Below are 24,563 nucleotides of genomic sequence, written 5' to 3'. Positions count from 1 at the left end.
GGGGCACGAGAATGAATATCGGCTTCGCCCCAGTGGGCCGCAAACGGGAAAACTCTTGTTAATCGCTGGAAACGGCAAATTTTTGGGTTCTTGGTGGCGAGTTTTTCAAGGAATGCCGACAATGGGTTGCGGAAAAACGTGTGATGCAGCACAATTCCGCTTTCTGGAGTCAAACGCCTCCAGAAACCGCGTTAAGCCTACCGGAGCGGTGGCTGAGTGGTCGAAAGCGCCGGTTTGCTAAATCGGTGAACCGGGAAACTGGTTCCGCAGGTTCGAATCCTGTCCGCTCCGCTTGACGCCTTCGTAAAACGATCTGCCGGAACTTTCTCCGGGACCTCTGTTACGTCCGCGTTTGGTTTTCGGGTTCTATGGGAACACGAAACAGGAGAGTGTAGCTCAGTCGGTAGAGCAACGGACTTTTAATCCGTTGGTCCTGGGTTCGAGTCCCAGCACTCTCACTTCTTTTTTCTTGCCGGTACACCCGCCGGGGCGATGTTAGGTGCCACCCACCAATCTTACAGGCTCGCCATGGCTCTGGATATTTGTGGTGCCGGCTGCGACGCCGAACAGCATTCCTTTGCAGAGGCATGATGAGACAGGCTTGCAATTGCTGTCGACGATCAGCCCCTCAAGCACTTTTCAACCGAAAGAAAGCGTCAACTGTCCGAGGCGACAAAGCACTCCGCAATGCTTCGCTGCCCCTTGGACCACTGGCGGCCGGAAGACTTTGAAAGAGCTTCGCTGGGGTCAGGCCTTGCATTGGGTTTTCGGCGGCTTTTGATTCAACAGCCGTTTGATCGTCCTCCGCTCCAAGGTTGACCATGCCTCGTCCTCACCGCGTCCAGTTCCCTGGGGCTATCTATTACCTGATCACCCGGGGTGATGGCCGAGACGGGCACTGTTTCACGATGAAGCTCACTACGAACGCTTCACCCGCGGGCTCACTGAGCAAGTTTCCCGGTGCGGCTGGGAGGTCTTTGCGTTTTGCTGAATGCCCAATCACATCCACGCGCTCCTTCGTACCCCCGAGCCGAACCTGGCCACCGGCATGCAGCACTGGCTTTCCGGGTACGCCAACTGGTCTGAGAAAGCATAGTGATGACCGAACTTGTTTTGGCCGCTTTGGCAAGATGCATGCGTATCTAAGAAACGGCGTTACCTCACGGAAACGATTGCGACTCAAAGACCAAATGCCAATGGATTCATGGATGTGTCCAAAAAGTTTCTTGCAAAATACCCTAAGAAAATGGTCCACGGAAGCGTCTGATGAGTAATCTCAGTCTCATTGCGTAACAGAGGAGTTCAGCTCATGGTTGTTGCAAACACCCCAGCCAAGCCGACCACAAGCTTGGATCATTTGGTGATCAAGACGCCCTGCACGATGGACTGGGGCTTGATGGATGGCGACAACCGAAAACGATTCTGTAGCCGCTGCGAGAAACACGTTTACGATGTTTCACAGATGACGCGAGACGAAGCGTTAGAGCTCTTTGCCGGTGACGGTACGATTTGTGCCAAGATCTACCGGCGACCCGATGGCACCATCGTCACGAGCGAATGCCCACCGCAGGAAAAGAAGCTGGCGAAGCGACGTTTGCAGTTCTCCATCGGTGCTCTCATTGCGTTGCTAACCGCAAGCGCCGGTGTGTTCGCCACCTCACCTTGGATCGTACGCACCGTCCAACCGATCGTGGGAAAGTGGTTTCCATCGAAAAACCCCAAGCCAACGGTGACGATGGGATCGATGTGTGTGATGGGCGACGTCATCTGTGTCGAGCCCACTGAAGACACTCCCTGATTCGTCAGCCACACGTACGTCAGCCTTTCCAGGCCAAGGCTTTTTGTATCTACGTAGCCACCCTGCTCGGAACGTGAAAGAATTGTTGCTGCATTTGACCGTGAAGCGGTCTCAGATGGTAGCTCGCGATAGAGCGCAGCGACCATCGCCGGTTCATTTTCACGTTCCCAGCAATCCCCTCAGTCGCGGATGCGACGACAGCATACAGCCTGGGGCGCGAGCCCCAGGTGAACACCGCCCGACACCGCCAACAAGCCGCGGAGCGGCGACAGATTGCTTCGTGGTCGGTTTGGAGAAAACGTGTCCACTCTCGTTGCCAAAATCACGCGAAGCGATGATTGCTACGTGGATTTCGCGACACTTATTTTCCGCACGTTCCGAGCAGGATGGCTACTCAGATGTTAAAAGCTCTAGCCTTTCCAGGCTGACTTACCCACATCATTTCGCAACACTTCCAAACGGGTCCGAACCGTTGGAAAGAGTTTCGCGTTTCATGAGCGTTTTATCTTCAACGGTCGATCTCTCAGATTCCATCGCAAGTCGCCCCTCCGTTGCTTTGATTGCTCTCAGCTCTCCCAGTAACTGCTGGTTCAATTGATAGACGTAGCGGAACTTCAAATTGACGAGTTCAACATTCTCGATTTCCTCGGTTGGAAAATTTGCCGGCTCGCATGCCACTGCGACATCGTCGTTCAGCGACTCATACATTCTCATTGAGTAGTAAAATCCAATCTGCTCAACGACTTTGGTGAAACCGCTCGATGCAATGCCGGTATCAACTGAGCGAAGAGACCGAAAGTTTGAGAGTTCTGAAACCGCTTGTGGATCCCAGATTCCCTGGAAATCGACTGAGCTGACTCGCTGAAAAGCGTCGATCCCAAACCATCCTTCGATGCGTTGAAAGCAATCGGGGAGCATCGAATCATGGATGATTGTAACGTGAGGCGACCAATATCCGCATCGCCAAACCGGAGCGGCCGAGTCGAGTTCAGATTGAACGCTCTGCGAGACGCTCCATCGCGGAGAGATTTTTTCGAGACGCGCGATCGCCTCCAGCTCTTTCTGATGCCCGCGCTGGATTTGCATGAAGCTCGCGATTGATACTGCGACAAGGGTGATCAGCAGCATCAGTCTGCGGATTGAATACTGAAACAGTCGATTCATACGATTGACCTATTAGAATCAGCATCGAGTCCCGAATGCATGAACGGCATTCGCTGCATTGCCCGTTCTCATGCAAGACGTCATTTGTGCAGGACAACGAACAAGGCATTTCGAACAAAGCGTTTCCCAGCGAAATCATCGTGCCGCGACTTCACTTTGGTTCGACATCACTCAAACGCGTTGATTTTCGTTCAAGTCCGCCGATCGTCCATCGCCGGTCAGGGCTCATCGGCGCGATTCATCGGCAATTGAGGATGCTTCGTCGGCGTGATGTCGCCTGGCGTTTCAACGTAGATCTTCTCGCCACACTCGGGACACGCAGGCGCTCGGTCGTCGACCCATTTGCCGCAACCAGGGCATCGTACGTGATTCAGCGATGATTGATCTGGATTCTCAATGCTCATGGTACTCTGTATGCGACTGGAGTTTGAAAATGCAACTCGGATTCAAGAAGGGAGACCGCAGGTCCGGTACTTCCTTGCAATTTGAATTCTAGACATTCGCCAAGGAGCTGCGAATCAAGTTTTGTTTGGCCCAGCGTTTGCGTCATCAGTTGATTTTTCAAACTACCGGTCGATAGACAGGAACAGGAAACGATGCCTCAGAAATTTCGAGTCAAACAGTATGTTCAGTGGAACTTCGCAGGGGGAACTGCGAAAGGACAGATCAAAGAGGCCTTCAAAGAGAAGGTCACCAAGACCTTGAAAGGCACCGAAGTGACCCGTAACGCAACGGCGGACGATCCTGCTTATCTGGTCGAGCAGGAGGATGGTGACCAAGCACTCAAGAGCGAATCTGAGTTAACCGATGCCTGATCTCTCTACTCCTACACCAAAGAAAGCAAACGAGATGAATCGAAAAGCAGTCGTCACTGGAGGCAGCACTGGAATTGGTCGCTCCACCGCAGTTGCCTTGGCTCGTTCCGGGCACGACGTGGCGATCACCTACGCACACAGCGAGAGCGAAGCGGAGAAGACATCCAAGCTGGTTCAAGCAGCGGGCAGACGTTGTGTGATCAAGAAGCTCGACCTGTCCTCACCAGAATCGGCGAATCCGTGCGTCGATGAAATGGTCGACGAACTCGGTGGTTTGGATGTGTTGGTCAACAATGCTGGCATGATGGTTCGAAAGCGAATGCCGAACTTGGACCTAGAGACAGCCTATCAGATCTTCAATGTCAACGCTTTCGGTGCGTTGTGCGTGATCCAGCGGGCTATGCACCACATGCTGCCTGACGGTCCCGACGGTGGCCCTCGTGACACACCAGGACGCATCATCGTCGTGACGAGTGTTCACGAGCACATCGCAAATCCGACGGACACGCTCTACACGATGACCAAGCATGCCCTAGGCGGCATGGTCAAATGCCTTGCGTTGGATTTTTCTCCACTCAACATCACGGTCAATGCGGTTGCGCCCGGCGAAATCGCAACGCCGATGAACGGCATGTCAGCAGACGACTTTGACAGTGCAAAACGTCCTGCGATGCCCGCTCGACGCGCGGGGCATCCTGATGAAGTTGCTGCGGTGATCAACTTTCTCGCCTCGGACATGGCGGGATTTGTCACTGGCGCAAGCTGGCCAGTCGATGGCGGATTTGAAGCCGCGACGCCGCTGGCTGCCACAGCGTATCGAGAAAACTATTTGAAACGGTGATTGGGAAAGCTCTCCGTTGGCTTTCTCCATGCCCGTGTCATCAACGTCTTCCACAATTAGGAAACATCATGAATACAAAAAGTGACCAAAGGCCGCAGACCGGTACCGCCGATTGGAATGAGTACGCCCGTCACCGCGGTCGCGTCTTGCACCGTGAGGAACTTGCTGACAATGTTCATCTCTATGTGGTTGAGAAACCAGACGACTTCAACTTTCGCCCAGGACAAGCTGTTGAACTTGCAATCGACGAGCAGGAATGGCGGGAGCAGAAACGACCATTCACCTTGACCAGCTTGCCGAGCAATCCACGGTTGGAGTTTGTCATCAAATCCTATCCGGTGATATCAAACCCAGAGCATGAAGGAATGACGGAGCATCTGGGACGCGACATCTGCGTCGGCGACCGAGTCATTTTTGGTGATGCCTGGGGGGCGATTGAGTACAGCGGACCCGGTGTATTTATCGCTGGCGGTGCCGGAATAACGCCGTTCATCGCCATCATTCGGCAACTGGAACAAGAGCAGAAACTTGCCGGAAATCGACTCTTCTTTAGCAACAAACGGGTCCGAGATGTCTTTTTGCAAGGAGAACTCTTTCGCTGCTTGGGACACCGAGTTGTGTGCACACTGACGGAAGAAACCCATCCCGACTATGAATCGGGCAGAATCGACAAGGACTGGCTGCAATCCCGCGTCAAATCATTCGACCAACAATTCTATGTTTGCGGCCCACCGCCCATGGTGGATGACATCAGCGTTGCTCTTCAAGAACTCGGTGCAGATCCCCACGCGATTGTGACCGAAGACACCGAGTGATCGCCGGGCCTATCTATAGAAGATGATCGTAGATCAATCACTTTGACTGACAATTCTTTCAGCCAGACGAGAGTGGACTGCAAAAAGTTTGGTGTTGACATTTTTTTTCAGTCCATGTTTTTGTTCCATGCATCGCAATCAAAGTGAGCCTCAGGCGCTAGCCGTGGGCCGGCACCACAATCCGCCTCAGGCCCACGGCTAGCGCCTGAGGCTCACTGGGGGCCACCGGCTGCGCCGGGAGAGTGAGCCTCAGACGCTAGCCGTGGGCCGGCACCACAATCCGCCTCAGGCCCACGGCTAACGCCTGAGGCTCGCTGGGGGCCACCGGCTGCGCCGGGAGAGTGAGCCTCAGGCGCTAGCCGTGGGCCGGCACCACAATCCGCCTCAGGCCCACGGCTAGCGCCTGAGGCTCACTGGGGGCCACCGGCTGCGCCGGCAGACGAAGCCCGTGATGAGAACGGTCGCGGAGTGTCTGCGTTCTTACCAACATTCTCGCAATCCCGAATTCGAGAGCTCGCGGGCTCTTTCCTCGACCTTCATGGTAGCGAATCTACCAAGAATAATTGAGTGGTCCTGGAACCGGCGGAGTCGGAAAGGGTGATCCTGGCGGTAGTGGGCTGGGGGCAGGGCCGGGGTTTGGCAGAGGCGTTGGAACTGGTCCCGGCCGAGGTGTGGGCTGCGGCTGCGGTGGTTTAACACTTGTTTGATACATTTGATGATCCACTTTCTCGAAAGCGTTGATGGAATAGTAAATCGCAGTGACTCTGCCTGATCATTTGTCCCTTTCGCAATGGAACAATCAGGCGATGAGATTAGTCGAGTCTACCGGGTCAGTATCTTCTCCATGACGTTGGATTTCTTCATCGGTATTCTCAAGGTTACCCTCGCCCTTGCTCGCACTTTCAAAATCTCTCGAGTCGGTATCTGCCGCCTGCCTTGTTACCACGCTTGCTCTTCTGTTGCCGTCGGTCTTTGTCAGCGCGTGACTTTCATCATTTAGCATTTCGACGGGCACACCGTTGGGGAACACGACTTCACGTGCTTCGTCGGGCATGCTGATTTTGGCCTTGGTCAATGCCGCTTTGGCCTGACGCATCAATGCGCTGTTGACCGACCCCGCGTCGAACCGCTCGCCATCGAGCCAAAACAATGCCAGCAGATTCACGGTCGACGCGCCGAGTGACTCGACCAGCACCAATGGTTCCGGATCCGGCAGTACGGACGCGTGTTTGATCAATGTCTCGTGGATGATTTCCTGTGCTTGCGTTACCGAATCGTCGTACCCGATTCCGACAGAGAAACTCTTTCGAATTCGCGGCGAGGAGGAGTGGTTCGTGATGGGCGACTTATAGATCATGCTATTGGGGATTTGAATGTGGTTGCCTTCGACGGTCAGTAGTAGGGTTCCTCGGGTCGTCACACGTCGCACAAACCCCTTGTACTGATCCAACTCGATCAAATCGCCAACACTGAAGGGGCGGTTCAAGCTGATCAGGATGCTGGCAAGATAGTTTTCCGCAATGTCACGAAACGCAAAACCCAACGCGATTCCGACCAGGCCTGTACCGCCCAGGACAGTCACCGCCAACCGACTCAGACCGGAGACTTTTAATGCGATGTACAGCCCGATCATCATGACCAGCACGGCAACGACACTTGAAATCACTTGTTGCAGCAATTGACTCGGAACGCGTCGCTTGGAAATGCGTCCTGCTACCGATGCGGAAAGTTTTGCCATTGCATACGCGATCAACAGAATGATCGCGCCAATGACAATCAGCGGCAGCAATTGCAGGAAGTCGCGTGCCAGTTGGCGAATTTGGGCGAGAACAGGACTGACGTCCCAAATGGGTCGAGTCCGCACGCTGATACGATTGACCACGGCCACCACGTCTGATGTCCTCTGGGTTACTCGCTCAGCCCATTCCTGATGCTTTTCGGTGTCAGCAACACCGGTGAGAAACACGACTCCCTCGTCTGTCCGGATGTCGATTTCCGTGAACCAACCTGTTGCGACAAAGATTCTTTTCAATCGTGATGAGATGTCTTCGTCGCTCGTCAACGGATCAACATCCACCTTCTCAGGAGCTTCGACCGCGGACTCGTCTTCGACCGCCTCGATCGTCGTCTCGTCATTGGCTACGTCCTGGGCAAGACAGGTCGTAGAAACGAGCAAAGTTAGGAGTAGGAAACCAAACCTGAAGGAATTCTGGCGAAACCCATTACGGGGTTGGTCACGGCCGGTTTCAATGAGGAACATAGATGTCCGACGCTCCGTGGGGCGGGTGGTACTGAACATTGACGAGGTTGTGCGGGTGTCGTGATCCCGCTTCGATTGCGAGATCCATGACAGTCTGCCACTGCCTCCACGTATCGACCGTTCCTTTGATGATCGCGACGCCTCCCTGAACGTCGACAGAGAGATCATCACTCTCCTCATAGAACGCAAACCTTAGTTTTCGTTCTAACGCGGTTTTGATCTGCTCGTCGGATTTTTGCTCCCATTCACGTTCAACCGCCAACGAGTTGTTCACGTGAACAACTCCGGTGACACCGTCCGCCACCCACTGGGCAACGCGTTTCTCCAGTTCACTCTCAACGACTCCGTACAAGCTGACATGAGCCGCTTGAGAGTGAACGCGTATATCACGGCGATCCAAATGAGCACTTCTTGCCAAGGCGTCTTGTGTCTCGTGAACAATCTCGATGTCGGTTGGCGGTTTCCCTGGAAGTTGCAGTTCAATATTGTTCGACACTGCTCGGACACCGATCACGTCACCAGCGAGTTTCTCTGCTCGATTCTTTACTCGCAAACGATCCACCGATCCACTCAGCGAAACCCTGCCAATGCTGACGTTGATCTCGATTGCATCTGCACGGCTGAACAAGATCGGGTCTACTCTGTATGCTCGTTGCAATGCTTCTTTGATAGACTCGTCAGTGACACTCTCGTACCGTTTCTGACGAATTGCACGACCATCGGCCGTCGGGTCGACTCGAATGTTTCTCACGTCGACAGCGGCGACTCCCCAGATCTCTGCGATTCTCTCTAAATGATCCTTTTGCAATGCAGAATGTACGTTGCCAGTAAGCTTGACGACACCTTCATCCACTGCGATTTCTACTTCGACGTCGTCAAGGTAAACGGAGTGATGAATCAATGCACTGATTTCGTCACGCAAATCAGTGTCTGTTCGATCGCTGCTCATTGCGACCGTCAGTTGATTGTTGATCGAGACAACACCGCGAACCCCTGACGCAACAAAGCCCGCGATCCGCTTTTCCGCAAGCGAGTCCACTTCGCCCGTCATGGACACCTCTCCTTGATTGACCGCAACGACAATTTGTGGTTCGTCGACACTGCTGTTGGTGATCAGCACGCGTTGAACATCCTCGTGGATCGAGTCGTCGCTCCGATCAGATCGCTGCACCAAAATCTGATTCACAACAGCCTGGACGCCGCGTGTTCGTTTGGCGATTTCGGATGCGAGGTCTCTGTCAAGAATGCTGTTGACGGTCCCTCCGAGTGTGACAACACCGCGATCCAGCTTCACATCGATTTCGCTCGCGACGATTCGTTCTGCATCAGCGAGATCAGCCTCGATGGCTTTGACGATTTCGCCCGAGGCGGGCTCATTTGCCAATACGGATGGCGTTGTCTGATTCAGGCTCAGCGATAGGGCCAATGCGAAGGCAATTGTCTTGAATGCGGGGACTTTCATCACGGTACATCTCATTTTGCTGGAAGGATCAACGTTCAGCGTTTCTAGAATTTCGGGCTTCTGAGAGGATGAGGAACGCAAACTTGATGCCAAAGAAAGAAACGACGTGTTTGCGGGTGCTCGGTATGCTTTGTTTTGACAAGGCGATTGCTCAGCGACCAACGTGTACGAATGGAGCTCAGTCAGAGATTTAAGATCAACGAGCCTGTAAAAAAACGTGACAGTTTGAATTGTCACGTTTTCAGATTGTGTATTGAGCAACAGCCCGGTTCCCGAGCCTCTCTGCGCTATCGCTGGGATTTGTCGGCTATCAGAATCACTCGATCTCCAACTTTAACGGGAATCCCCGTGACCGTGACTTCCGAGCCCTGCTGGATGTTTTTTTCCGATGCAGGGTCTCCCATGTCCACCGTCAGCTTTTTGCCGTCCTCCGTTTTTAGCTTCACGACCAAGTGTTCATCGCCCTTCACCTTCGCGGTCTTGGTCGATTCAACAGTGCCGGTGTAGCGTCGGCCCGTGCGAGTGATTGCACGTTGCCTCCCGTCCTGCTGCAGGGTTGTAGCGACCAAGACATACTTGTCTCCCCTCTTAACGACGGGGCCAAAAGCAAGAAAGCTATCGCCTTTGAACAACTGCAGCGTTGCACCGGTGTGACCAAAGTCGACCCAGGTGATGTTGTCTTTGGGCTGTTGGAGCTTCACCATGAAACTCACTTTACCGAGACGCTCCACCATTTTGGTTTCCGCGACGGTACCGGCGACCTGGTGGGCTTTACCGCTTAGCCCCTTCTGAGTGCTCTGAGCGACTTGACTTCTGTGGATCGCATTCTCGCTCGTATGGGAGAGTTCGCTGAAGTCATAGGTGTCGTACATCCCGTCGCCGTCGGAATCATGGTAGGTCGCGTAACTGTCGTTCAAGTAGTCACCGTCGCTGTCGTGGTAGCGAGCCATCTTTTCATAGTTTCCGTCTTTGTCCTCGTCCCACCACATCGCGTAACCGTCGTCATAGTCTTCACCGTAGAACTTCTCTGCGGGAATCGTTTCCTGATCGCTGTTTAGGTCTGAGCTGAAGCGATTGTCGGCGTAGCTGAATTTTTCATCATCCCAGCGTCCGATCGCTTCATCGGTCGGATTGTAGTCGTTTCCATCAAACCATTCGGATACGTCGTACCACGCATCGTCTTCATACTTCGCCCCCTCGTTCTCTGGATCAACGGCAAAACATTGCAGTGCGAAAGCGATTGCGAGAATGGGCGAAGTGCCCAAACCGATTTTCAGTGATTTCCTGTTCATAGGAAGATTCTCCAATAAGAGCGAAGTGGTTATCCCCGCGAGTCGGACGTGTCGCGGCCATTGAAGAAGATCTGGAGGCAAACAGCATGCCAACGTCAGATTCTTGACACTGAGTTGTGACATCGCTTGGAAATGCAGATTGTTTTTCATAACCCGACGCGTAAGCGAGGGATTTACCGAGTATCCCTCGCTTACGCGTCGGGTTAGGAATAATCTGGGCTTGCCACGGCTCACGAACCGAGTATCCCTCGCTTACGCGTCGGGGTATGATTAGTTCATCAGCCGCAGCACGAATGAAAGCGTCCCTATTACCATGGTGGTATTACCAAACGCTGGGTCGTGACATATGTCATGGGCCCCGGGCCATCAGGCCACGGATTCTGCGCACTGAAAGGGATGCTTGACGCGTGCAACACCCGGCCGTCTAGGAGTGACGATCCATTTACTGCCGCGCTTGGTAATGGGATTCGCCAGGATTCCTTTCACACTAGATTTCTGGCGAAATCCTCTGCGCCACCGATTGATAAGGCGTCCCGATCGCGTCGCAACTCGCAGAATCGTCAGTTCACTAGCAAAACGAGTCGTGTGAGATGCAGCGAATGATCCAGGCTGGTGCAAAGTCAATCGACCTGTACGTTGATTGACCGCACTGCTCACGTTTCGCACGCTTGAACAGCCATCAACATTCTTTCGTTCGACTGCCTTCAAAATATCGAATCAGCGGCGCTAGAAGCGACGAGTCAAGCTGGCGAGAAACCAATGTGCCGATGCAGAAGAAGTGGAACCGTCAAAATCGCCGCCGACAAAGTTGCTGGATCCCACAGTTTGATCATCACCCAGCATGACTTGGTACCCGAGGTCGATTCCGAAGTCACGCACTTTCCAACCGTATCCGAAGGATAGCGAGTGTTCCACGGTGGCCTGAATGAACGGGGTCAGCGTTTCGTTTGGAATCACATTGTGATGGTAAACGTAGCCAGCTCTCGCAACACGTCCCATTCCCAGAGAGCGTTCGGCTCCCAGCCGGAGAGCGACACTGTCGCGCCAGTTGAGTGGGAACACCTCTGGGAACGATGGTCCCAGGAATGCAAATGCAGGATTGCTGGGATCGCTCAACTGCATGTTGTATGAACTTTTTGCTCCAGACCAACGCGTCCAAATCACATCGGCTGCGACAGTCGTGCAAGGATTGGCTTGGTGCGTGACACCGACACCTAGCGTACTTGGCCACTGAGTTTCCAGTTCCATGTCAAAGCCTGAGCTGCCTAGCCCGGGAATCACGAGATTTGCGGAGCCATCCGCGGTGATATGAGTTTCCGCTTGAAAGGCCATCCCGAGTGTCGTCGATTGGCTCAGGAGGTACTGTGCCCCGAGTGACCAGCTCAGACCCGTTCCGGTCGCTTGCAGGTCCAAGAGAGTTGGCGTGCCACGAAATGGGGTTGCCGCCTGCGTGAAATAGGGGCCCTCCAGTTCCGTGTGGCTGACCGCCATTCCCAAGGTTGTACCGATGGACAATCGTGGCGTTAACGCAATCGAAAGGCTGGGAAGAATCCTCATCAGTCCGCCGACGGACTTGTAGTTTTGCGGACCAGCCAGAGGCCCCGGCCCATTGAGGGTGTAATGAGTGGAAAAACCGGCATGCGAGAACACGCCGAACCCGACCGCAATGTTGCCTTCGTCCAGTTTTCGGATAACGGAGAGCTGACCCATTGGGAAGGGACTGTTGGAAGCACTGGTCGTCGCGTTGTCCGGATCGCTGTAGGAGAGATCCGTAATGAAAAGGTCCAAATCAAGTTCCACGAGACCTGAACCATCAACGTTGACCAAGGCTCCCGGATTGTCCAGGATCACGTTTCCATTGTCCGCAAATCCCAGGTTGGTGCCACCACGGCCAGTCGAGATCGCTCCAATTCCGTCGCGTAGAATCCCGTCTCCATAGAGACTGCTGCTGACGGAAATCAGCATCGCCAGGGAAGCCACGAGTGTGGTGCGCCAACGCAGATTCAACCTTACGCTCATGGAAATCATCCTCAATCCGTTCATGTTTCCCCAGAGGAATCCGATAGCCCAACTGGTTCCGTTGCTATCGTCCGAATGTGGATTCCTCGTGAACCAAGCCCCTTTGATTGAGCGACTACCCCCACGCGTTTCAAGAGGATGATTTCGGTCAGGTCGAGTTTGCCGGTGCCGGGCGGGTTTTGCGGCGTGCAGCACTCAGTAACCCGTTCATACGGGCTGCTGCTAAACCAGCCGTTTGGCGAGTCCATTTTCGACGACCAGTCTCAGAACGCCTTTATCATCGATCACCTCCGTTCGATCCCAGCGAACGTCTTGCCCCTCTGGCATCGGGAGGGTCGATCGCATCTCCCACCCTCTAGCAGAGCCGGAATCCTTTCTCCCTGAGAGAGGGATGACCATTCGACGAATGTGCACGGGGACAAAAAGTTCGTTCTTCCATGAGACGGCGTACACCGCAGCCACTCGCCAAGCCGCGTCCAGAAGCAACGCAGGGATATCACAGACAGAATCAAAGCTTATTTCAGGGTTAAAGGTAGCTCGTCGCCCTGCAGCTCCAATCTCGATTTCGCGAAGGCAATCAAAGGGCCCCGACAAATCCACTTCGCCGCTGTCTCCATGGCAATAAGGATCATTCACGAATCGGCTCAAGCCTGGACTGTCAGATGAGTTTGGTCCATGCACCACCGAACTCAACAATGTTTGCTCGGCACTGAATGAGAGACGTGCAGTTGCAGAGACAACGTCTTTGGCCAGTAATTGCCCTGACGGATGAATCACATCGACCAGCATCGAGACGTGAATCGCGTCATCTCTCTGCTCCGCAATGACACGTACATTCGGATCTTGTTCGTTGACCAATCGAACAAATCGCTTGAACGTCGCGTCTTCGACCGTCACCTGTGTCATCCGATCTGAATCAGAACACAGTTGCAAACCAGCAAAGACGAGCCGATCGAGAATCCAGGCTCCAGGCAACGTGGGCGTATTGCGGACTTTATGAAACGGAAGGCATTCGATCGACGAAAGGTCGATTGAGACTTCAATCTTTCGTCCAGTCCCACTCGCGGACCGCAATGGTACCGTCTTGATTTGATATTGGATATGTTCGGCATCGGATACTGGTACATTGATTGCCGAATCCGTTCGTCCATCAAGCACATCGCGGAACAGTCGTTGGCCAGTTTCTGACCCGACGCCGGACAAGCTGCGTTGCTTTGCCAAAGCACGGTATTCGCTGCCACGGGTCATGCCGATGCCGTCCCATGCCAACCACGCGATGCTCGACCAGCGGTGCAAATTTCCGATCCGACTGAGGGAGCAGAGCCGGTCCATGGTCTCATTCGCCGCTCCATAATCGTGTTGACCATCATTGCCAAAAACGCTGTACGCAGAGGTCAACACGTGCGTGCTAACGGTTCTTCCTAATTGTGTTTGGCAACACTGCACCAGATGATTCAGCCCCGAAACTTTGGCGGCAAACGTGGCTCGGAACTCGTCCAACGTACGATCTTCCAGACGCTTGGAATACTGAACACCGGCACCATGAATCAATAGGTCGATCTTGCCGTACTTTTCTACGATCTGCGTGACGGCCTCGGCCACCTGCGTGCGATCCGTGACATCAACCGCCATGTATTCGACACGACCACCCACGTTTTTTAACGTCGTGATGTTGCGATGAGCTTCCCAGCGAGCGCGAGCGAGTTCAAAACTCTTTTTCATCTCTCGTGCTGAAGCACCCGGATGATCTAGCAAGAACTGTTGGTAGTACTGTTGCTGGACGTCTGCATCACCGTCTCGGTCAGGACCGGCTTCCAATGGACTTCGTCCCAAGGCGATCACAGTGCACTGATGGGAACGAGCAATCTCCTCCAGCATCACGCAGGTCACTCCTCGACCGCCCCCGCTGGCGACAACCACGGAGCCTGAGTCCAGCACCACTTGCGGTGATGGATGGGATGTCTGGGGCACCGGACACAGACGCCTGACCAGGCGCACGCGTTGGTCGTAAGCGATCTCAAGCTCCAAATCTTGTTGAGATCTTTCTAGCATCAAGTTTTCCATTGCCTGCGTCAGCCCAATCCCTTGCGTGCAGATGGTCCCGCAACGGAGCGACGGAATTTCTCGATGGATGGACTTGAGCAATCCTGCGATGGAACCAGATCGGGGATGCGCTCGACCATTATACGCGTCCTGGAACACGCCCCACAACTCCATCTCGCCCCGCTGAAGTCTTTGTATGTTCTGCCGGGCAATGAGAAACATCAATTCGCACAGACCGTTATCACTGGAAACACTCGACAGTGTCTCCAACAGTCCCCACGTTTGAATCGCATCCACGCCAACAACGACGTTCGCATTCAACTCTTGAATCCTTTGCAACCCAACAGAATCCATGGATTCATTCAATTGGTCGACTGGGATGACATTCGGGTTGTCGCACGTCGATGCGATCTCCGACGCCGAGTCACCCACAATGGCGATCAAGAAACGCGACGCAAGTTTTGGCAAGGATACGCACAGTCGGGAAACCAGGTTCGCGTTGGCTGGAGCGATTGCTATGAGTGAGTCGATCGGTGTCAGTGAACTTCGGGATCGTTTCTCTGACAATCGTTTCTCGATCCAAACAGGGGTGTGCAGCAGACACTCGGGATCCGCTGGCGGCTGAATGGTCGCCGGACTGGACTTCAGTTTCGTCGAAGGATGAGTCGAGTGCGGGCTCAACCAATCGGCAATCGCCTCAACTTGATCTCGCATGCTGGCCGTCGAGTCGCCGTTGTCAGGATGGCGTAGCAAGTATGTAAGCGCTTCATCGACACCTGCAATGACACTCCACCCTTGCGATTGAGCAAACTGACGAGTCGTGACGCCAAATGCAGATGCGAATTCCTCGCTTTCCTGTGCACCGACCCAATGGATTGCTTGTGAAGATCTGGCTTGGATCGCTGCTACGATCGCTAGCTTTGCTCCGTCATTATTGCCGCGCAGCAGCAATGCCGCGGATTCGAAGGCCGCCGACAAGGACTCGCGGCCCGAGTCGACGACGAAGTTGGGGCCATTCAGATTGAGCAACAGTGCCGCTCGACCCGTTGCCACGTTTGGCATCATGCACTGCAAAGTGTAGGGGCCCGAGGGCCTGGAGTGATCATTCACACGATCCAATAATGCAACCGAATGCTCATCGCCCTGCAAGTCGCGACGTAGTCGTGGTGCCATGATCCTGGCGGTTGCTTCGATCCCTCGCTCAGTCTTACCTCGCATGGCGAGTATCAAACTCGTGTCGCGTCGTAATGCATCATCAAAGTCAGGCAACTGGTCGATGATTTGCTTGCCCAGGATGACCGCCAACGACTGGCTGATGTCCATGTCATCTGCAAGTTCCGGAAGCACAAGACAGCCATCAGGGAGCTTGATGATCTCACGGTCGAAAACCAAGCCATTGGTTGTTTGAACCGTTGGCGTGACGCGATGATGAGCAACAATCACCAGATCTTGATCGGAATCTTCGCGGATAACGGGTTCTTCGTGCGAGTCCCGTTTCTGCAAGTCATCGCGGACAAAATTTTCTATCACCAAGTGCGCGTTCGCGCCACCGAAACCGAAACCATCGATTGCGATGCGTCGATTTGGCTGCTGTAGGGAAACCGGTCGCGTGGGTACGGTCAGCGTTGCGTGACATTTCTTGAGTGCGTCTGATGGTTGGCGATGAAACGCCTGTGCCGGAAAGGTGCCGCGACGCAAGTATTCGCATGCTGCGATGACCGATGCCGTTCCGGCTGCCCAGCCTGCATGTCCAAGCGAACCCTTTAGGCTATGGACCGGTATCGGTGACGATGCGTGTGTTTCAAAGAATCGTCTTAGTGTTTCCAGCTCGGTGGAGTCCCCGACGGCAGTCGATGTACCGTGAGCCTCGATCGCCTGTATCGAAGCCGGGTCGATACGGTAATTTTCATAGCAGCGTTGCAACGAAAGAACTTGTCCGCTGGATTGCGGGACATTCGCGGAAGGGCTGCGTCCGTCGCTGGAAAGCCCCACTCCTCGGACCGTCGCTTGAATCGCCAGCCCCAGTCGCTGAGCGTCCGCGTGCCGTCGCAGTGTCACCAACGCGGCGCCTTCGGAGAAAACGACTCCGTCGGCCCCTGCATCAAACGGCCGACAGCCGGTTGATGTCGTTCCGTGAAATTGAGAGAAAAGACAACTGTTGCCGGGACCAGGACAGAAAACGCCGCCGGCAATCACTGCATCCGCCTTGTCGCTTTCCAAAGCCCGCATTCCCAAGGCCATTGTGTAGAGCGACGACGCACACGCCGCATCGACCAACGTCAGTTTCAATCCCGGACGAACGATCTTGTCAAAGACCTCCTGGAGCGCGTCATGGGGAGTGCTGAACCCCGATTTGGCAGCAGCCAGTCGCCGATTGACTTCGGGACTGGAGGGATCGATCCCCGCAAAAAGGAGCGACGATACCTCGTCTTGATCTTCAAATCCGTCGGCGGTGGCACCGATAAGACAGATCACCCTTTCGGCATCTTCGAGCGCGGCGACACAAGGAGCTAACGCGATACAAAGTAGTCGCTGCGTCCGGGTGAATCCCTCAAAAACGATCGGATCGACGCCCAATGGAACGCAAATGTCCTCTTCGTTGACCCGTCCCGCCAAGTGGGAGGTGGACCGGTCCGCAACCAACGTTTCCGAATAAAAGTCTTCGGACCAATGCGGGTCATGATCGCGTTGGTCAACAATGCCAAGCCGCTGTTCGGCCAAAGCTGCATAGAGTTGGCCAGGCGAACTGACTCCAGCGGGCAAGATGCAACCCTGACCGACGATCGCCGCGCCCAGTGACGGCGGCACATCTCGGCCCAAGGTTGAAGTGGTTGTCGCGGTGTCTGCACCTGCAGAGAGCGGTAGTTCAGGGATGGTCTGGACATGACATACCTTCACATCGTTCTTGCTGCCTTTGTCAATCAATCGTGCCAGCGAACCGGTTGAACCACAGTCTACAAACTGAGTGATGCCTGCGGCGACAACATCCGTGATCCCACCTTGCAAATCAAAAGGTCTTAGCAATTGGCTTACGAGAGTCGAGGCTACGTCATCATTGGGATTCAAAAAGCGACGTCCGATCGGGGAGTAGATCGAATGAGTCGGGATGTTGAAGGTCACTCCTCGAAGCTGTTGGAGCCAATGAAATGCAGCTTGGCGAAGATCAGGATGATGAAACGAAGTCGGGCTCGGAATCGTAGCCGCCCCGACACCGAGACTCTGGAAAAATTCTTGTAAGCGATTGAGTTGATCGATTGGACCCGAGGCGACCGTCTGTTGCTCATGATTGCGTCCGGCGATAGAGATTCGGTCCAAACCCAACAACATCGCTTCTGCTCTGACTTCATGCCGACTCGCTGAAATCACCGCCAGCCCACCGCGTGGAGGCGCGTGTTTGTTGATTGCATCCGCACGCATACACACGATTTGAACCCCGGTCGGCAAGTCAAAGCAGCCTCCCAGGCCCATCGCCGCTATCTCGCCAAAACTGTGCCCCAGCAATACGGTCGGGCGGTGCCCAAGATTTCTCCACAGCAAACCTCCCAACACATTCTGTAGATGAATGGCCACTTGCAACAAATCCGACGTTTGGTCGATAGCTGCACGCACGCGACTCGCATTACCGCTGACCAGTGCTTCGGCATCGCCTCCCAGAAATTCTCGTGCGACGAGCGAACAACGCTTCAGTTCGGCCTGGGTTGACGCGTCGACTTTGGAATACGCGATGATTCGTTCGCAGAACAACTCCGCATCAAAGGCTCCTTGGCCAGCGAACACCCAGGCTTCCCGTTCCTCGGTGACCGCATCTTGTCCATCTGATGATTGTTCAGTCCCTGCATCGCGTTCCATTTCTTCGGTCGTCCCAGGCGTCGAAAGTACTGCCGGGCGGGAATAGCGTTGCGAGAGAAAGTGCACTGCCGCGGCGCGTTCTCGATCACCAAAGATCGAATCCAGCTTGCCTCCGCCGGCCAAAACACAATCACGGAAGGAATCATCGACGGGGCGCTTTTCTTCGATTTCTCGCAAGGCATCCATCGCCTGACGCAGCGGTGGCGGCAAGGGGATCGGTTCGCCCGTTTTCGCGTCTGCACAAATCAGGGTCTGGAAACCGGCGCTGATCGGTCTGCCTTGAGCGTCGATCACTCGATAGCAGAACCGTGCACTGACACGCCCCCAGTCTTCGAGCGTCAACAGGATAGCCACCCGATCACCAAGCTGCGTCGAATGTAGATTGCGAGAGTACGCATCGGATGTCAGCAAATGGACTCCGTTGAGCGCTGCTTTGACCCCAGGCACATCGAAAATGTGCTCACCAAACATGAATGTTTCTCTCGCGGCACACTGAAATTTGAATGCCGTGAGAAAATGATGGCCACCATATGCCATCGTGTCATCAAAATGAATGGTGTACTCGGTAGCAAAGTAACCCACGATTCAGCCCCATTTCTAATTGCGTTAGTTCAGCTCAACGTGACGACATCACGCGTTTGGCTTCACCTACACGTTTCGGTTGTCCATTGGCCACGGCTGAGAAACCGTGATCAACCACCCACACGGATCCGTTGATTCCGCTGGCGTCGTCGCTTACCAGAAATGCGATTGCGTTGGCCAATTCCAAAGGGCTGCATAGGTTCCCGTCCGGCGCGTGCGTCTCCCAATGATCCTGGGCGTTTCGCGCGTTGGGGAACTTGTCCAGTAAGTCTCCATACACGGGACCGCCTACGACGCAATTCGAACGAATTCCAAACGGTGCCAGCTCACATGCTAAATAGCGTGTCATGGTCTCTACTGCGGCTTTCACCACGCCTTGGCTGCCCAGTCCGTCGACCCATCCTTTCGCGCCGACAGCTGACATTGTGATGATTGAACCGCCGCCTGAACCCCGCATCAGTTCAGATGCCATCACGGCGCACTGATGGTGACCGATGACGTTGGTGCGAAAAGCGCGATCCCAATCATCGGGTGTCAACTCCATGAAAGCCCCGATGCGCCCATCGGACGCATTGCAAACCAATATGTCCAGTCGACCAAATCGTGATTTGATTTGCGAAAAAATTTGATCCAAATGACCAACATTGGCTACCGAACCCCAAAGATGAATTGCCGAGCCTCCTTGTGCATTGATCTCTGCGGCGGTCTGTTCCCCGGCTTCACGCGAGTGGAACGAATTGACAATCACCGTTGCACCTTTGGATGCCAGAACACGCGCAATGACTCTGCCAATGCCTCGTCCAGAACCAGTGACCAACGCAACACGCCCTGCAAGTGTTTTTCCTACGCTTGCGTTCTCCAACGGCGGAGTACCGGGAGTGAAATGTGGGGGCGAAATGGATTGAGGAGGATCTCGATGAAAATCCGATTCGCGTCTCGTCGTGTTGTCGTTCAATTGACGCGATGGTTGCGTCGCCGTTTCTCCCCGTGGAAATGGAACTCTGTCCTGCCGAACAGAGTCGGCCACGACAGGATTCTCCGTGCCCTGTGAAAAGACAATTTCCTCGATCCAACGAGCGATGTCTCCGATACTTCGAATGGACGGATCTCGCTCTCGATCGCTCAATCGAAGCCCAAACGCTTCTTCCAACGCGACGACGATCTCTAGTCGCTTTACCGAATCAATTCCCAAGTCATTTTCTAAGTCCGCTTGCTCCGTCAACAACACGATCGGATAGCGTGTGGTCGCTGAAATGCAATTGACCACGCGTGAAAAGATATCTTCGTTCTTAAGCAATTTGCTGCCCCTCTCAACGATAAGTACTCACCTCCCTGACTTTCGTCAAACCATCCTTGTTGAGGCCGATTGTAGCCACTGAATGGGCGATGAACAGAATTCTATTTCAGATTCTACAGTCGTTCTTTTGTTTTCGATCAAAGAACGCGCTGTTGCCATCGTCCGCTGTGCACAACGGGTGGCAGGGCATGCAGGTTTACCCCACCCCTCTCGTTGCAGACTGCGCAACCGACCGGAGGTCCAGGCTCGAATCAAGCGAAGAAAGAAACTTGGTCAATCATTCCGCTGGTGGTTGACCGCTTGTGGCGATGCCTTGGTGAAAAATGCGGACACTTCGTCCGGTGCGATGGGACGGCTAAAGAAATAGCCCTGATACTCATCGCAGTCGTGCCTTGCGAGAAAGTCCAGCTGCTCTTGGGTCTCAGCGCCTTCCGCAAGCACCTTCAACCCTAGGGATTTGGCTAGCACGATGATGCTTGACGCAATCACGCCATCATCTGCCGTTGGGATGTCTTTGACGAACGCACGATCGATCTTCAAACGATCGACTGGGAATAATCTCAAATAGGACAGGGAGGAGTAGCCCGTTCCAAAGTCATCAATGCTGATGCTTGATCCAAGGGCCTTGATCTCATGCAATTTCGCAACGGCTTCGTCCACGTTCTCAATGAGTAAGCCCTCGGTGATTTCGAAATCGAGTTGCCTCGGATCGATGCCGAACTCATTGACTGAATTCTTGATGCACGTGATGAAATGGGGATCATTGAACTGCAAGACGCTGACGTTCACAGAGACTTCGACCAGGTAGCCCTGAGCGTTCCACTCTGCCAATTGACGGCACGACTGACGAATGATCCAGTTGCTTACAGGTAGAATTTCTCGACTTCTCTCCAACAAATGTATGAATCGAGTGGGGGGAACAATTTCGCCGTCACTTCGCCAACGCAAAAGAGCTTCGACGCCAATCACTTCGCCGGACTGAATGTTGACTTGTGGTTGGTAGACCAAAAAGAACTCGTCGTGCTCCAACGCCAGCGATAGCTTCTCTTGCACCGCTCGGTACTCGATCAACTTTTCAGTCATTTCTCGTTGATAGCACGCAAAGCCCATTTGGTTTTCTTTGGCGTGAAACATTGCGGTATCCGCAAACGCCAGCAGGTCTTTGGTGTTTGTCGCATCGCTCGGGCATAGCGCGTAACCTACGCTCGCGCCGAGAGGAAACTCGACATCGCCCAACACATAGCGATCGGTTAGCACCGCGCAAAGATGTCTCGCAATCGCATCCGCCTCTTTCGGTCCTTCGATGCAAGGCGTGATGATGCAAAACTCGTCTCCGCCCAATCGGGCAACCCCGTATCTGTCGCCGAATTCTAGGGTCAGTCGCTTTGCAATCTCGACCAACGCGTCGTCTCCGACGGGGTGCCCCATTGTGTCGTTGATCTCCTTGAACCCATCCATGTCAATCAAATACAACGCCATCTGACTGGACGTCGCCATCGCATCGTCCACTGCATTTTGCAGCAACTCCTGAAACTGAAAACGATTTGTCAGTCCAGTGAGTGCATCGGTGGTCGCTAGCACTTGCAGCGTGTCGCTCTTTGCTTTGAGATCCTCACTCAGTTGGATCAAGCTCATGGTTCGTTTGCGGTAATACTCTTCGCCTTGCTGGCAGCAAAAATAGACACAAGCCGCGACGCCAATGAACAGCACGAACTCATCAAGCTTTGATGTGTAGATGGATTGATTGACCCCATAGACGAACATAAAGAACGCTGTGATTCCGAGCACGTTGACAATGAACCAACTCATCGCCGCACGCACACCCAGCAGTTGAGACGCGACAAGGATTGAGATCGGGTAGAACAGCATCGTTCCGTACATCGCCGGGTTGCTGACTGAGACTCCCAACAATCCGAATCCACTCACCGCTAAGTTGAGATTCATGACGGTTCGAAAGTCTTTGTCTTTGCGATAGGTCCAATTGATCACGAAGAGCAAGACGGAGTTGACCAAACAAACTCGCGCGGCATCCGTATAGCCACGAAAGGTGAGAAACACGGCAAAGAAGATCCAGGTAAACCAAAGCACGATGACGAAACGCCATACGCGTTGCGCACGTAGTTCATCTGCATTCGTTGATTCAACGAATACCGCGTTGCATTCCGATGGTTTGCCCCAGTCGATCATGTCTCAGAAAGAATCATGCAAGTGTGTTGTAGCTACTGAACCCTCTAGTAACGATGCCCACCCAAGTGTAGGTCAGTACAATGCAATGTCAGGTGGTGAAGGTCCAATGTCGCAATCCCCCAAAACTTGTCAGCCAAGTCAGCCCCAGTGCCTTCGGAATATTCCGGTTGAACCGCTCATTCACCGTCCGAGAGCAAGAAAATCGCCCCGGTTTCCCGCCAGCGGACCGTTCGGCCAACCCCATAAAAAGTTTGGTGAATCGCCGCGATCAAAGCCGTTGGGAGGTTGGACTGAAAGGCAGTCGTTCCACGTCGATGGCGGGTGGAGCCTTCTTGCCGGCCAACGCAAAGCGTGTTGGACGAGTGAGAGTCAAAGATGGACCAAGCGAAATAAGGCCCGGTGGACAGAAGAAACCGATGGATGGGATTGCAAACCCACTTTGCTGATCTGCATGTGCTGAGACTTGAATTAGATCCGGACGGTGACCACCAGTCGACATTCCGAAATCGTGGCACCGCGGGGCCGACCTGCGGGGCCGACCTGCGGCAAGCACAATCCCTGATTCGGGTAGAGGATAACCGCCCTGCCCTCAACAGAGGCCACGGTGGGGTTCGAACCCACGAATAAAGGACTTGAAATCCTTTGACTTTGCGAGGCGGTGTCGCGTGCTTGCGTACGACGACGTTTTGAAGCCGGAAGTTTCGGTTTTGCGAGTTGTAACGCGATTCCGATCTGCAGCTGTTGACCAATCTGTTGACCTGGATTTGGGGAAGCTGACACCGCTCATCGATCAGCGAAGGAATGATGGCCAGTTCCGCACCAATCACAAAAACATTCTGTGCGTGGGATTGCGTGCGTGTGTCGTTTCCCTGCGTCAGCGTGATCGGCCTTTTTTGTGCCGGTCAACATTCTCGACGGTGTGTGATCTCCGCCTAACCTTCTCGCAGTACGGTTGGTGGTCTTCGCAAAGCAATACACAACGACTCAACAGCCCGCCGAGGGCCCGACCGCAACCAACCGTACCTGGAAGCGAATCTTCGGCGGGCTGTTTTCGTGTAGGGACCAAAGGAAGTCGGCGGATGGACTGGGTGATCGAAACGCTCGTTGTGATTGTTGGAGGTGTCGCTTTTGGTGCTTGGTCGATCGTGGTCGCTGTCGTGTTCAATTGGTCGCTTCCAGAGGTTGAGGACGAGGACTGGGACGCGGCGAGCTATTACGGGGACGAGTTTGTTGAGAGCGATGGAAGCCCACGCGCGGACATCGGGGCAGTCCTACGCTTCGGCACCCTCCATTGCGAGAGAGATCAATCGCAGCGAGCGAACCGTTCGTCGCGCATTCTCGCTGCTGGTCGACCTGGAACTCGTGATCATTGAAAAGCGTCCGGGACGTACCAATCGGTACTCGATCAACTGGGGTGAGATCAGCCTGAAAACGAGTCAAGCGAACCCCGCACAGTCGCACGCCAACCCCGGACAGTTTGACAGTGACCCCGGACAGTTTGACGCGAACCCCGGACAGTGTGTCCTACGAAGCGTCAGTAAGCGTAAAGAGAAGCGTCCCCCATCTGCCCCCAAACCGGTGTCTGTGTCCTGCGACCGGTCTGATGCTGCGGAACCCCGAGCATCTTGGCAGGAGGTGGCGGCTGTTTGTGTGAGTTGTTGGGCGACTGGCGTCGCGTCCTGCGAGCCTGCCAGCAAAGCGGAGTTGGGCCTCAACACGTTTTGGACTGCATCGCCCACTACCGGCAGCTCGGTGATCGCGTCGGTCCGGGAACGTTGTACTGGCGATTGAAGAATTGTCATCCGAATCTCGACGCGGATGCGGGATGGCAGGTTGAGCTACCAAAGCCAATGACGACCGCCAAGCCGAATCCGGAAATGATTCGTCAGCGGACTGTCATGGACGGTCGCAAGGCCGGTGCGAGTGACCAGCGGATCGCGGAAGTGTTACGGGATCGCTTGGTCGCCGCTGGCTTGGCTCCTGATGTGGTGGAGGTTTGACATGACACCGAAAGTTCCAAGAGGTCGCTCGTCTCGTGGATCGCTGAGATTGTGTAGATGGCAGTCCACGGCGGGTGAGAAGCATCGAAACGCAAAGTTGACTGACGATGACGATTGCAACATCCGTGAGAGCAAACTG

Annotated in this window: 15 protein-coding genes and 2 tRNA genes; 8 read left to right on the top strand and 9 right to left on the bottom strand. The window is 54.2% G+C overall.

The genetic code is table 11. The annotated features are described in order from the left end of the window. Positions 1-202: 202 nt before the first annotated feature. The 3 genes from Pla52nx_RS17380 to Pla52nx_RS17370 all read left to right on the top strand — a co-directional run bounded on the left by Pla52nx_RS17380 (position 203) and on the right by Pla52nx_RS17370 (position 1,798). Positions 203-291 (top strand) — tRNA-Ser (locus tag Pla52nx_RS17380). Positions 292-385: 94 nt separating this feature from the next. Then, a tRNA-Lys gene (locus Pla52nx_RS17375) sits at positions 386-458 on the top strand. Between the two features lie 851 nt (positions 459-1,309). Beyond that, complete coding sequence (locus tag Pla52nx_RS17370) at positions 1,310-1,798, top strand: hypothetical protein (protein ID WP_146522082.1); 489 nt, start codon at positions 1,310-1,312, stop codon at positions 1,796-1,798. Between the two features lie 438 nt (positions 1,799-2,236). Here Pla52nx_RS17370 and Pla52nx_RS17365 read toward each other — a convergent pair whose 3' ends face one another. Both Pla52nx_RS17365 and Pla52nx_RS17360 read right to left on the bottom strand, forming a co-directional pair. Beyond that, positions 2,237-2,962 (bottom strand): hypothetical protein, encoded by a 726-nt coding sequence (locus Pla52nx_RS17365; RefSeq protein WP_146522083.1) that lies wholly within the window; start codon positions 2,960-2,962, stop codon positions 2,237-2,239. 218 nt (positions 2,963-3,180) lie between these two features. Next, positions 3,181-3,366 (bottom strand): zinc ribbon domain-containing protein, encoded by a 186-nt coding sequence (locus Pla52nx_RS17360; protein ID WP_146522084.1) that lies wholly within the window; start codon positions 3,364-3,366, stop codon positions 3,181-3,183. Positions 3,367-3,558: 192 nt separating this feature from the next. On the opposite strand from Pla52nx_RS17360, the gene Pla52nx_RS17355 reads away from it, so the two are divergent. The 3 genes from Pla52nx_RS17355 (at position 3,559) to Pla52nx_RS17345 (ending at position 5,433) form a co-directional block, all read left to right on the top strand. Beyond that, positions 3,559-3,777: a DUF2945 domain-containing protein gene (locus tag Pla52nx_RS17355; protein WP_146522085.1), complete on the top strand. Its 219-nt coding sequence runs from the start codon at positions 3,559-3,561 to the stop codon at positions 3,775-3,777. A gap of 34 nt (positions 3,778-3,811) precedes the next feature. Next, positions 3,812-4,618, top strand: a complete 807-nt coding sequence (locus Pla52nx_RS17350) for an SDR family oxidoreductase (RefSeq protein ID WP_146522086.1) — start codon at positions 3,812-3,814, stop codon at positions 4,616-4,618. 68 nt (positions 4,619-4,686) lie between these two features. Next, a complete protein-coding gene (locus tag Pla52nx_RS17345) occupies positions 4,687-5,433 on the top strand; it encodes an FAD-binding oxidoreductase (RefSeq protein WP_146522087.1) in 747 nt (248 codons plus the stop codon). 799 nt (positions 5,434-6,232) lie between these two features. Here Pla52nx_RS17345 and Pla52nx_RS17340 read toward each other — a convergent pair. The 7 genes from Pla52nx_RS17340 to Pla52nx_RS17310 all read right to left on the bottom strand — a co-directional run bounded on the left by Pla52nx_RS17340 (position 6,233) and on the right by Pla52nx_RS17310 (position 22,424). After that, a complete protein-coding gene (locus Pla52nx_RS17340; RefSeq protein ID WP_231742299.1) occupies positions 6,233-7,609 on the bottom strand; it encodes a mechanosensitive ion channel family protein in 1,377 nt (458 codons plus the stop codon). A 70-nt stretch (positions 7,610-7,679) separates the two neighbouring features. Then, positions 7,680-9,155, bottom strand: a complete 1,476-nt coding sequence (locus Pla52nx_RS17335; protein ID WP_146522089.1) for a BON domain-containing protein — start codon at positions 9,153-9,155, stop codon at positions 7,680-7,682. Between the two features lie 287 nt (positions 9,156-9,442). After that, a complete protein-coding gene (locus tag Pla52nx_RS17330; RefSeq protein ID WP_197454896.1) occupies positions 9,443-10,447 on the bottom strand; it encodes a hypothetical protein in 1,005 nt (334 codons plus the stop codon). Positions 10,448-11,173: 726 nt separating this feature from the next. Continuing rightward, positions 11,174-12,466 (bottom strand): OmpP1/FadL family transporter, encoded by a 1,293-nt coding sequence (locus Pla52nx_RS17325; protein ID WP_197454897.1) that lies wholly within the window; start codon positions 12,464-12,466, stop codon positions 11,174-11,176. Between the two features lie 222 nt (positions 12,467-12,688). Next, complete coding sequence (locus Pla52nx_RS17320) at positions 12,689-18,940, bottom strand: type I polyketide synthase (RefSeq protein WP_146522091.1); 6,252 nt, start codon at positions 18,938-18,940, stop codon at positions 12,689-12,691. Between the two features lie 34 nt (positions 18,941-18,974). Beyond that, positions 18,975-20,237, bottom strand: coding sequence for an SDR family oxidoreductase (locus tag Pla52nx_RS17315; protein ID WP_146522092.1), 1,263 nt, complete (start codon positions 20,235-20,237; stop codon positions 18,975-18,977). A gap of 273 nt (positions 20,238-20,510) precedes the next feature. Then, positions 20,511-22,424, bottom strand: coding sequence for a putative bifunctional diguanylate cyclase/phosphodiesterase (locus Pla52nx_RS17310; protein WP_146522093.1), 1,914 nt, complete (start codon positions 22,422-22,424; stop codon positions 20,511-20,513). A 1,079-nt stretch (positions 22,425-23,503) separates the two neighbouring features. On the opposite strand from Pla52nx_RS17310, the gene Pla52nx_RS17305 reads away from it, so the two are divergent. Then, positions 23,504-23,797 carry a hypothetical protein gene (locus tag Pla52nx_RS17305; RefSeq protein ID WP_146522094.1) on the top strand — a complete coding sequence of 98 codons (294 nt, stop codon included), beginning with the start codon at positions 23,504-23,506 and terminating at the stop codon, positions 23,795-23,797. A gap of 273 nt (positions 23,798-24,070) precedes the next feature. Then, the gene (locus Pla52nx_RS17300) at positions 24,071-24,424 is read left to right on the top strand and encodes a hypothetical protein (RefSeq protein ID WP_146522095.1); all 354 of its coding nucleotides are present in this window, start codon (positions 24,071-24,073) and stop codon (positions 24,422-24,424) included. Positions 24,425-24,563 lie beyond the last annotated feature (139 nt).

The sequence above is a fragment of the Stieleria varia genome, from assembly GCF_038443385.1.
Lineage (GTDB): Bacteria > Planctomycetota > Planctomycetia > Pirellulales > Pirellulaceae > Stieleria > Stieleria varia.
The sequence above is the reverse complement of the archived record's forward strand: the minus strand, read 5'-3'. Positions and strand labels throughout refer to the sequence as shown.

Coding starts and splice junctions, on each gene's coding strand:
- Pla52nx_RS17370 (WP_146522082.1), top strand. CDS start 1,310: ATGGTTGTTGCAAACACCCCAGCCAAGCCGACCACAAGCTTGGATCAT.
- Pla52nx_RS17365 (WP_146522083.1), bottom strand. CDS start 2,962: ATGAATCGACTGTTTCAGTATTCAATCCGCAGACTGATGCTGCTGATC.
- Pla52nx_RS17325 (WP_197454897.1), bottom strand. CDS start 12,466: ATGAGCGTAAGGTTGAATCTGCGTTGGCGCACCACACTCGTGGCTTCC.
- Pla52nx_RS17335 (WP_146522089.1), bottom strand. CDS start 9,155: ATGAAAGTCCCCGCATTCAAGACAATTGCCTTCGCATTGGCCCTATCG.
- Pla52nx_RS17360 (WP_146522084.1), bottom strand. CDS start 3,366: ATGAGCATTGAGAATCCAGATCAATCATCGCTGAATCACGTACGATGC.
- Pla52nx_RS17345 (WP_146522087.1), top strand. CDS start 4,687: ATGAATACAAAAAGTGACCAAAGGCCGCAGACCGGTACCGCCGATTGG.
- Pla52nx_RS17350 (WP_146522086.1), top strand. CDS start 3,812: ATGAATCGAAAAGCAGTCGTCACTGGAGGCAGCACTGGAATTGGTCGC.
- Pla52nx_RS17305 (WP_146522094.1), top strand. CDS start 23,504: ATGGACTGGGTGATCGAAACGCTCGTTGTGATTGTTGGAGGTGTCGCT.
- Pla52nx_RS17310 (WP_146522093.1), bottom strand. CDS start 22,424: ATGATCGACTGGGGCAAACCATCGGAATGCAACGCGGTATTCGTTGAA.
- Pla52nx_RS17330 (WP_197454896.1), bottom strand. CDS start 10,447: ATGAACAGGAAATCACTGAAAATCGGTTTGGGCACTTCGCCCATTCTC.
- Pla52nx_RS17355 (WP_146522085.1), top strand. CDS start 3,559: ATGCCTCAGAAATTTCGAGTCAAACAGTATGTTCAGTGGAACTTCGCA.